Origin of the sequence: Rhodanobacter lindaniclasticus, from assembly GCF_004799035.1 — a bacterium.
GTDB lineage: Bacteria > Pseudomonadota > Gammaproteobacteria > Xanthomonadales > Rhodanobacteraceae > Rhodanobacter > Rhodanobacter lindaniclasticus.
The window spans coordinates 1-8,933 of record NZ_MWIO01000074.1 but is presented as its reverse complement, the minus strand read 5'-3'; the positions used below and the strand labels follow the sequence as shown (position 1 = coordinate 8,933).

Below are 8,933 nucleotides of genomic sequence, written 5' to 3'. Positions count from 1 at the left end.
GGGTCCCGAGGCCATCATGCCGCTGTCGCGCGGCAGTGACGGCAAGCTCGGCGTGAAGTCGATGGGCGCGCAAGGTGACATCGTCATCAATACGAACGTCACCGTGGACGGCAACGGCAATTCCAAGTCCGACACCACTGGCGATACCAACGCGGATTCTGCTCGCCAACTCGGCAAGATGATTGAAACGAAGGTGCGCGAAGTGATGACCAGCGAATCACGGCAAGGCGGACAACTCTGGCGGATGCGGAACTCATGACGGATACGTTCAACTTCACCGTGGACGCCGGCACGACCGGCTAGACCACGTTCCGCGTACGCACGGCGCAGTTCGGCGACGGGTACAGCCAGACGGTTGCCGACGGACTGAACAACAAGGTCGGTAAGTGGACGGTCAGCATTACCGACGTCTACAGCGAAGAACTGGCTCCGGTCATCGCCTTCCTTGACGCGCAGGCGGGTTACAAATCGTTCTACTGGACTCCGCCCGATGGCGTTCAAGGTCTGTATCGCTGCGCCACGTACACGACCACGCCGGCCGTGGCCAATGTCCGCTCGCTGTCGGCAGAGTTCCAGCAGGTATTCGCCCCGTGACGACACTACGCGGCGACATTCAGACGCTGGAACCCGGCGCCAAGGTGGAATTGTTCGAGATCGACGCGACCGCGATCAGCGGCGACGTGCTGCGCTTCCACGGGTACACGCAAGTCGGGCCGATCTACTGGCAGGGCATCGAATACACGCCGTGGCCGATAGATGCGGAAGGCTTCGAGTTGCAGCCGTCCAAGCCGCCCACGCCGACACTCACTGTCGCGAATATCGACGGCAGCATCACGGCGGCCTGCCTGCAGTTTCAGGACATGGTCGGCGCCATCGTGAAGCGTCATCGCACGCTGGGCAAATACCTGGACGCGGCGAACTTCGGCGGCACCAATCCTACGGCCGATCCGACGCAGGAATTCCCCCCTGACATCTGGTACATCGAGCGCAAGGCGGCCGAGGATTCGACCGCCGTGCAGTTCGAGCTTTCGTCCGCGCTGGACTTCAACGGCGTGCAACTGCCGCGTCGCGTCATCACCGCAAAAGAGTTCCCCGCAGCATCCTTGACCCGATGAAACCCGAAACGATCACCGCCATCAAAGACCACGCCGTGTCGGAGTATCCGCGCGAGGCGTGCGGTCTTGTTGTCATCGTCAAGGGTCGCGAACGCTACATCCTCTGTCGGAATGTGGCGTAGACCGCCAGCGAGCATTTCCAGCTTGCGCCGGAAGATTACGCGACCGCCGAGGACATGGGCGAGATTGTCGCCATTGTCCATTCGCACCCGGACGAAGCGGCACGTGCCAGTGAGGCTGACAAGGTGGCATGCGAGGCGTCAGGGTTGCCGTGGTACATCGTTTCTGTTCTTCCCGAAGATGGCGAGCCTGTCGCGGGCGAAGTGGCACAGGTCGAGCCTTGCGGGTACGAGGCGCCATTGGTGGGAAGGCACTTCACGCATGGCGTGCTGGACTGCATCCAACTGGTGAACGATTACTATCGGCGAGAGCTTGGCATCACCCTGCCGGACTTCGAGCGCCACGATGGTTGGTGGGATGACGGACACTCTGACCTGTACACCGAAGGCTTCCCGAAAGCCGGGTTTGTCCCCGCCGAAGGCCCCATCCGCAAGCATGACGTGATCCTCATGCAGATCCGCAGCAAGAACCGCGTGCCGAACCATGCGGCCGTCTACCTTGGCGACGGATGGATGCTGCATCACTTGTACGGGCGTCTAAGCTCCCGCGACCTGTACGCCGGCCAGTACCTTGAATACACCCGCCAGATCGTGCGGCATCGGTCCCTGTTGTGACGTAGGTGAAATCCTACAGCGTGACAGCGGCAAGCGATGTATGCTAGGGCCACCTGAATAGGGGTCGGATATGGAACGCGCACAAGAGATGATCGAAATTGAGAAGCCCGCGAAACTTGAGCCGCTGAATGGTATTCCGGATATCATTTGGCTGCTTGCATGGTTCAATTTCATTGCATCAATTTTACTAGTCATATTTGGACTTATGAGTTCTAGCACATATCTCGCCATCATTGGCGCCGCCGGGATTGTCGCCACGCCTCTTTTGTTGGCTGTGGCGGATATTGTCAAAAGCCTGCGGCAGATCGCCGTCAATACGGCGCAGGATCAAGCATGAAGTACACATTAATCGTCCTGACCGTACTAGCGATGGCTGGCTGTGCGAGCGTTGCCGGCTTGCGTGAGAAAAAGCCAGACCTCGATCTGACTTCAAATAAAACACCCATCGTCGTAGGTCAATGTATCGCCAACGGGTGGGGTGAGTTCATGGGCGTATCAGTGAATCATGCATCGACGCCGAACGGCGGATATTCCGTCTCGCTCCCCAATATCTATTCCGGTACAAACGGCGTGGCAGATATTTCGCCGACACCCACGGGGTCCACGGTCAAAGTCTACTATCGCGCAGGTGACGTGTTTGGACATGGCAAGTTCACGAAGGTTGCGGAAAGGTGCATTTGATGACCACCAGCAAGTCACGCCTGACGACGATCAGGCTTTACGGAAAAATGGCTTCGATGTTCGGCCGCATCCATCGCGTCGCGTTGGAAACTAACACGACCGCAGAGGCCATGAGCTACCTTCGCAGTTAGTTCCCCGCCATAACGCCATATCTCATGCGGGCGAAGGATAACGGTGTAGGCTTTGCTGTGTTCCGGGGCAAAGAAAACATCACGGAAGACCAGCTGAACGATCCCGTCGGGAACGATGAAATCCGAATCGCGCCGATCATCATGGGGAGCAAGAACGGCGGCGTATTCAACATCATTCTTGGCGCCGTACTTGTTATCGTAGGCGCGTGGATTTCTGGTATGTCTTTCGGCTTGGCAGCGCCTATCGGCGGCGCCATGATGACGGCCGGCTGGGGCATGATTATCGGTGGCGTTGTCCAGCTCCTAACGCCCGTCCCCCACGGCACAAAGAACAAGTCCGTCGATAACGAGCCGTCCTATTCGTTCAACGGCGCGGTGAATACCCAAGCCTAGGGCAACCCCGTGCCGCTGCTGTATGGTCGCATGATCGTGGGCAGCGCCGTGATTTCCGCCGGCATCAATGCCGAAGACTACTCGCCGAAGAATGCGGGCATCGACGGCGGCGGCACCGTCCCCGGTGGCGGCCCGTGGAACCCGAAAACCCCCTATGACGTGCTTCCCGCATGACTACTGATATTCGCGGCGCCAAGGGCGGCGGAGCGACACATACGCCAACCGAATCGCCGGACAACCTGCGCAGCATCGCGTACTTCCGTATCCTCGATCTGGTCAGTGAGGGCGAGATTGGCGGACTGGTGAACGGGCAGCAGTCGATCTATCTGGACGAAACGCCGATGGCGAACCCGGACGGATCGCTGAACTTCCCCAAGGCGCATATCGAGCAGCGCACCGGCACGCCCGATCAGACCGTTATCCCCGGCTTCGATTCGACGGAAAACGAGATTGGTATCAGCGTGGAGCTGAAAGCCGTTACGCCGTGGGTGCGTTCGATCACGAACCCAGCGCTGGACGCCATCCGCGTCACGCTCGGCGTGCCCGCGCTGTCGAAGGCCAACACGACCAACGGCGACATCACCGGCTACACGATCAATTACAAGATCGAGTTGTAGACCGATGGCGGCGCGTATCAGCAGGTCTACACCGGATCGTTCACCGGCAAGACGACGACCAAATTTCAGCGGTCGCACCGCATCGACTTGCCGACCGCGACCACGGGATGGCAGGTGCGCGTTACGCGGCTCACGGCCAACGCAAACAGCTCGGCGATCCAAGACACGACGACGATCGACAGCTACACGGAAATCGTCGATTCCGCGCTGGCCTATCCTGATTCGGCGCTCATGGGCGTCATGGGCGATGCGTCGCAGTTCACGAACATCCCGCAGCGCGCCTATGATTTGTGGGGGCGCATCATTCAGGTGCCGTCGAACTATGACGTCACCGACCGATCCTACACCGGCGTATGGGATGGCACGTTCAAGCCGTCGTGGTCGGATAACCCCGCGTGGGTGTTTTACGACCTTTGCACGAATACGCGCTACGGCCTGGGCCATCTTGTCTCGCCTGCGCAGGTGGACAAGTGGGAGCTGTACCGCATCGGGCAGTATTGCGATGGCATGGTGGATGATGGTCATGGTGGCACGGAGCCACGTTTCGCGTGCAACGTCTATCTGCAAACGCAGGCTGACGCGTACAAGCTGCTGAACGACCTTTCCAGCGCGTTCCGGGGCATTTCGTACTGGGCCAACGGCACTATTGTTGCCAGCGCCGACATGCCCGGCGATCCGGTCTATCCGTACACTAACGCCAACGTCATCGACGGGAAGTTCAGCTATTCGGCCAGCGCCCGCAAGACGCGGTATACCTCCGCGCTGGTGAGTTGGAACGACCCGCGCAACTTCTATCGCACCAAGATCGAGTACGTGGAGGACGCGGAAGGTATCGCCCGCTACGGCTTCCAGCAAGCCACCGCGACTGCGTTCGGCTGCACGTCGCAGGGGCAGGCCCAGCGCTTCGGCAAGTGGCTGCTGCTGACGTCGCGGATGGAAACCGACACGGTGACTTTCAGCGTCGGTCTTGAGGGCGCCGTAGCGGCTCCGGGCTAGATCATTACGGTAGCCGACTCCGCGCGTGCCGGCAAACGGCAGGGTGGGCGCGTCCATTCTGCCACGACGACCGCCGTTACTGTCGATGCCGCGCCGACCGTGGCCGTGGGCGACACGCTGATTGTCGTCATGCCGGATGGTGTGAGTCAGACGCGCACCGTATCCGCAGTGTCGGGCAATACCATAACGGTATCCAGCGCCTTCACATCGGCCCCGCTGGCCCAATCCGTATGGACGGTGGAATCCACGACGCTCGCCGCGCAAACCTACCGCGTGCTGGCCGTCACGGAAGACAAGTCCGACGAAAATATCAGTTTCACCATCACCGCATTGCAGCACAACGCCAGCAAGTTCGGCGCGGTCGATGAAGGGACGGCCATCGTTGTCCCGCCCATTTCGGTGCTGAAAACCGGCGTACAGTCATCGCCGCTGTCGGTGACACTATCCGCGCACGCCGTGGTGGGGTAGGTTGCCACTTATTCGGTGCTCACGATTTCATGGGAACAGGCGCCGGGCGCGATCCGCTACGAAGTGGAGTGGCGCCGGGACGACGGCGAATGGAAGCCCGTGGGCAACCCGTACGGCCTGTCGGTTGACGTGGTGGGCGTCAGCGCGGGCACGTATACCGCACGCGTGCGGGCCATTGCGCGTGACGGCAACGCTTCCTTGCCGCGTCAGAGTGACGCTTTCGTCGTGGGCGATGCAAGCACGCTGCCGACGTCGCTAGCGGACATCTCCGGGCAGGCCGACGATGCCAAGGCTGCCGCCGATGCCGCCAATGCCGCCCTCGCCGCCATCGCGTCGGACAACGTGCTGAGTGCCGGCGAGAAGCCCGTTGTCATCCGCGACAACAACGTGATCCTGACCGAGCAGGCTGGCATTGACGCGCAGGCGTCGGCGTACGGCATCACGACCGAAAAGACGGCGTACGACGGCAAGGTGTCGGCGCTGACCGGTTACCTTGCAACGCTGACCTCACCGAAGTTATGGAGCGACCTGACCGGCGATACCACGATTGTGGGCAGCACGTTCCGGCAAGCGTTTGCGGATGTGTACACGACGCGCCAAACGCTGCTGAATGCGATCTATGCGGCAGCGAAAGCCAAAGCTGACGCAGCCCAGCAGACGGCGAATACCGCTGTAGGCCAAGTCACGCAGCTCCCCGTCATCAATGGCGGTTTCGACATCGCGCCGACGGGCTACGGCTGGATCGCCGACCCCGGTTCGGGCTGGACGATCGACACGGCCGGCAATACGCCGGGCATTGGCCCCAATTCGGCCAAGCATATGACCGGGACGACGACCAGCGTGTTCCGGAACTCTGGCCTTTCAGCATGTCAGCCGGGGCAGGTGTACAAAGTGCAGGGTTTGATCAAGGCGGTGGGCGCCAACGGCGTCTGTTTCGTCGCCATTTCGTGGTGCAACGCCGCAGGCGTCGAGTTTACGACCACGCCAGGTAACCTGATTACGGGCACCACCACCGCCGGATCAACCGTGGTGGGCACGGCTCCTGCCGGGACCGTCTATGCGCGCACCATCCTTGTGTCGGTTGGTCAGACTGCCGGCGCGTACTACGTCGATAACGTGGTTTGCACTCAGTACCCCAGCAGTCTCGACGAAGTGCCGGATGGTGCCTCCAAGTTCGGCGCGGTATTTACGCCCGCCCAGCAGCAGGGGATATGGGCGCCCGGAGTCAACATGATTCCAAACCCGAGCGGAGCGCTTGGGTTCAGCGGGCTTCCGGGATTTGTCTGGATTGGCGGGTCGCAGCAAAACATGCGAACGGGCACGGATGACACGCTTGGCAATGGCGGGCCGATGTTCATGTGCTGGTTTCCGGGCACCGGTAGTATCGACCAAGGGTTCAGTTTCACCTTGCCGTGCACCGTGGGGCCGATCACGCTCTCTGCGGACATGTGCGTCCAGACGGCATTTACGGGTTCGATGTTCATCGAATTGCGATTCCTGAACTCTGCCGGGGCCGAGATCAATCCCGCAATGCGTCCTCGCGTCACCGCGGCGCAGGGTACGTTGGCTCGCTACACCATCACGTCGGCGCTTCCGACCGGCACGGCGTCCGTGAATGCCGCCGTCCGATTTACCGGCACGATGGCGGCAAACAGCGTCGCGACATGGCGGAATCTCAAGATGGAAGTGGGGAGCGTCGCTACGCCGTTCAACGACGCGGCGAGCCAGATGGGCAACCAACTGACGAACCCAGGCAGCGGCTACCGCATCGGCGATCAGCGCAACCTGCTGACCCGTACCGTTGCCAATTTCCAGACGAACGTGCCGGCGTCGCCCAGCTTCTCGATCCCCACCGGCTCAACCTCGCCCGTATCCGTCTCGATCAGCGTGCCGGCATGGACGTTGAATGGCGGCAGCTACACCGTCAATTACAGCGCGTCGTCCACGTCCATTTCGCTCGTGCGCGGCATCCCGTCGAACGTCTATTTCTTCATGGACGACCCCGATCAGACGGGCGGCGCGAAAACCCTTGTGGCGAGCACCAATCCAGATGATGCGTACGCCAACGACGGGCGTATCTACATCGGCGCGAAAAAAATCACAGTCCCCAGCAGCGGCAGCAGCAGCGGTAGCGGCGGTGGTGGCGGCACCGGGCGCCCCCCGAGCAACCCCGTCTAACGGAGCACGCATGTACACAAAAACCGACCCCCAGCCCGCCGGGCTGCAACCCGGCGAAACCGCCGTGGCCTTGGACACGGGCGAGACCGTTGCCATCGCCTGCGCCCTCGAAGCGCGCGACGGCGGCGACGTGTTCATTACCGCCACGGCCCGCGCCATCGACGCAGACGGCACGGAACGCCTGTTGCCAAGCGGGCGGCCCATCGCGTCTCAGATCGGGCATCTTGCCAAGCCGCAGGAAACCTCCGACCTAGGCGGGCTGTCTGCCGTGCAGCGGTGTTGTTTGATGGCCGTTCTAGGCGAACCCACGGCGCCGCTATGGACCGACCCGATCCACGCCGGGCTACTCACATCGTCCAGCATCCGTGTCGCGCTCACGGCGGCAGCGGACGTGCAGAACGCATCGTCTGCCGCCGACCTGTTGTAACCGCGCGGGGGCTATTTCTCCGGCACGTTCTCCGGCAGCAGGTTCGTGTATATCCGCAGCGTCGCCCACGATTCGTGTAGCGTGAACTGAGTGACTTCGTGGATGGCGTAACCGCGCTCAAATAACCGTGACGTGGCTTCGTGCCGCAGATCGTGGAATCGCAGATCGCGAATGCCCAGCATCCGGCAGGCGGCGGTGAAGTACGATCCGATGGTCTTGGCGTTGAACGGGAACACAAACTCCGAAACGCGCGGCTGGCGGTCCACGATGGCGATGGCTTCCGGCAGGATGCGAAACGTCTTGTCGTTGCCGGTCTTGGATGTCGGGTGTTTGACATCGGCCAGCGCCATAACCCCTTTTGCCCGGTCCAGATCGGCCCATCGCAGCCGCGTGATTTCCTCTTGCCGGCGCGTGCTCGCCAGCGCAAACCTCACGATGTCGCCCATCGGCAGGCGGTAGTGCGCGTCCAGATACGCCAGTAACCTATCTTCCTCGCCCGGCTGGAGCCGCCGCGTCCTACGCTTTGGCTTGGCAATCACCCGTGCGCCGCGAAGGTAGCGGGTCGCATCGGCAAGTTCCTCCAGCGAGGCGTGCAGGTCCAGATTGGCCCGCGCCGCCTTGATGACCCCGCGTATCCAGATCAGGTCATTACCGACCGTCGCCGGCCCCGCTCCCGTGCGACGCCTACCCTCGATGTGCCGGACATAATCCCCTTGTTTCAACTGGATCGCCACGCGATCGGCGATGGCGTAGCCCTTGATCCGTTGCAGGTCGCTTGCCTTGGACCGCCGCAGCGGCTCCAGCGCTTCGACATGCTTCACGTACCAGTCGATCAACGCGGATAGCGTCATGGCGTCCGCGTCAGATGTTCCATGTGCCCGTTGTTGCGCTATGGCACGTTCCTGGCGCTGCGCCCATGTCTCGGCCATCCCCTTTGTCGGGAACGTCTCTGAGATCGTCGGATAGCCTTTGCGACGTATGATGGCCCGCCATGCCTTTCCGCGCTTTTGATAGGTCGCCATTTCCAGTGTACCAAGGCCGCAATGGTGCAAATTTGGCACACTGGCATCGGGATCGGCAAGGATTGCGCGGGATTCCACGGGATCTGGCGACGGCTGAAATAAGGCAGATATGCACGAAAACAACAACTTGAGTCCGTGGGACGTATCGGTTGCGCCCATGATGGACTGGAC

General features: G+C 61.4%; 12 protein-coding genes and 4 pseudogenes. 15 read left to right on the top strand and 1 reads right to left on the bottom strand.

The genetic code is table 11. From position 1 onward, the window contains the following. From B1991_RS17445 to B1991_RS17390, 15 genes and pseudogenes are all read left to right on the top strand, one after another. Nucleotides 1-259, top strand: a pseudogene (locus B1991_RS17445) (phage tail tape measure protein); the annotation flags it as partial. 59 nt (nt 260-318) lie between these two features. After that, a pseudogene (locus B1991_RS19205) lies at nt 319-594 on the top strand (phage tail protein); the annotation flags it as partial. Then, entirely contained in the window at nt 591-1,115 is a 525-nt protein-coding gene (locus B1991_RS17435) for a phage minor tail protein L (protein WP_136259955.1), read from the top strand. The pseudogene B1991_RS19205 and the gene B1991_RS17435, both read left to right, overlap by 4 nt. A 173-nt stretch (nt 1,116-1,288) precedes the next feature. Then, nucleotides 1,289-1,396, top strand: a pseudogene (locus B1991_RS19145) (Mov34/MPN/PAD-1 family protein); the annotation flags it as partial. 42 nt (nt 1,397-1,438) lie between these two features. After that, the gene (locus B1991_RS17430) at nt 1,439-1,849 is read left to right on the top strand and encodes an NlpC/P60 family protein (protein WP_281280654.1); all 411 of its coding nucleotides are present in this window, start codon (nt 1,439-1,441) and stop codon (nt 1,847-1,849) included. A gap of 70 nt (nt 1,850-1,919) precedes the next feature. After that, nucleotides 1,920-2,186, top strand: coding sequence for a hypothetical protein (locus tag B1991_RS17425; protein WP_136259954.1), 267 nt, complete (start codon nt 1,920-1,922; stop codon nt 2,184-2,186). Beyond that, the gene (locus B1991_RS17420) at nt 2,183-2,530 is read left to right on the top strand and encodes a hypothetical protein (protein WP_136259953.1); all 348 of its coding nucleotides are present in this window, start codon (nt 2,183-2,185) and stop codon (nt 2,528-2,530) included. Before B1991_RS17425 ends, B1991_RS17420 begins: the two co-directional genes overlap by 4 nt. Next, nucleotides 2,530-2,661 (top strand): hypothetical protein, encoded by a 132-nt coding sequence (locus B1991_RS19140; RefSeq protein ID WP_281280653.1) that lies wholly within the window; start codon nt 2,530-2,532, stop codon nt 2,659-2,661. Before B1991_RS17420 ends, B1991_RS19140 begins: the two co-directional genes overlap by 1 nt. Before the next feature lie 24 nt (nt 2,662-2,685). Further along, nucleotides 2,686-3,054 (top strand): tail assembly protein, encoded by a 369-nt coding sequence (locus B1991_RS17415; protein WP_210772165.1) that lies wholly within the window; start codon nt 2,686-2,688, stop codon nt 3,052-3,054. Nucleotides 3,055-3,063: 9 nt separating this feature from the next. Then, nucleotides 3,064-3,228: a hypothetical protein gene (locus B1991_RS18900; RefSeq protein ID WP_210772164.1), complete on the top strand. Its 165-nt coding sequence runs from the start codon at nt 3,064-3,066 to the stop codon at nt 3,226-3,228. Then, nucleotides 3,225-3,860: pseudogene (gpJ, locus tag B1991_RS17410) on the top strand (TipJ family phage tail tip protein); the annotation flags it as partial. The gene B1991_RS18900 and the pseudogene gpJ, both read left to right, overlap by 4 nt. 42 nt (nt 3,861-3,902) lie before the next feature. Next, complete coding sequence (locus B1991_RS17405; RefSeq protein ID WP_425466711.1) at nt 3,903-4,667, top strand: TipJ family phage tail tip protein; 765 nt, start codon at nt 3,903-3,905, stop codon at nt 4,665-4,667. A gap of 105 nt (nt 4,668-4,772) precedes the next feature. Beyond that, the gene (locus B1991_RS17400; protein ID WP_136259950.1) at nt 4,773-5,135 is read left to right on the top strand and encodes a hypothetical protein; all 363 of its coding nucleotides are present in this window, start codon (nt 4,773-4,775) and stop codon (nt 5,133-5,135) included. A gap of 15 nt (nt 5,136-5,150) precedes the next feature. Next, nucleotides 5,151-7,313, top strand: a complete 2,163-nt coding sequence (locus B1991_RS17395) for a fibronectin type III domain-containing protein (RefSeq protein WP_136259949.1) — start codon at nt 5,151-5,153, stop codon at nt 7,311-7,313. Between the two features lie 10 nt (nt 7,314-7,323). Continuing rightward, nucleotides 7,324-7,740, top strand: coding sequence for a hypothetical protein (locus B1991_RS17390; RefSeq protein ID WP_136259948.1), 417 nt, complete (start codon nt 7,324-7,326; stop codon nt 7,738-7,740). Nucleotides 7,741-7,751: 11 nt separating this feature from the next. Here B1991_RS17390 and B1991_RS17385 read toward each other — a convergent pair. Beyond that, the coding region (locus B1991_RS17385; protein WP_210772163.1) for a site-specific integrase at nt 7,752-8,933 on the bottom strand (1,182 nt) is incomplete at its 5' end.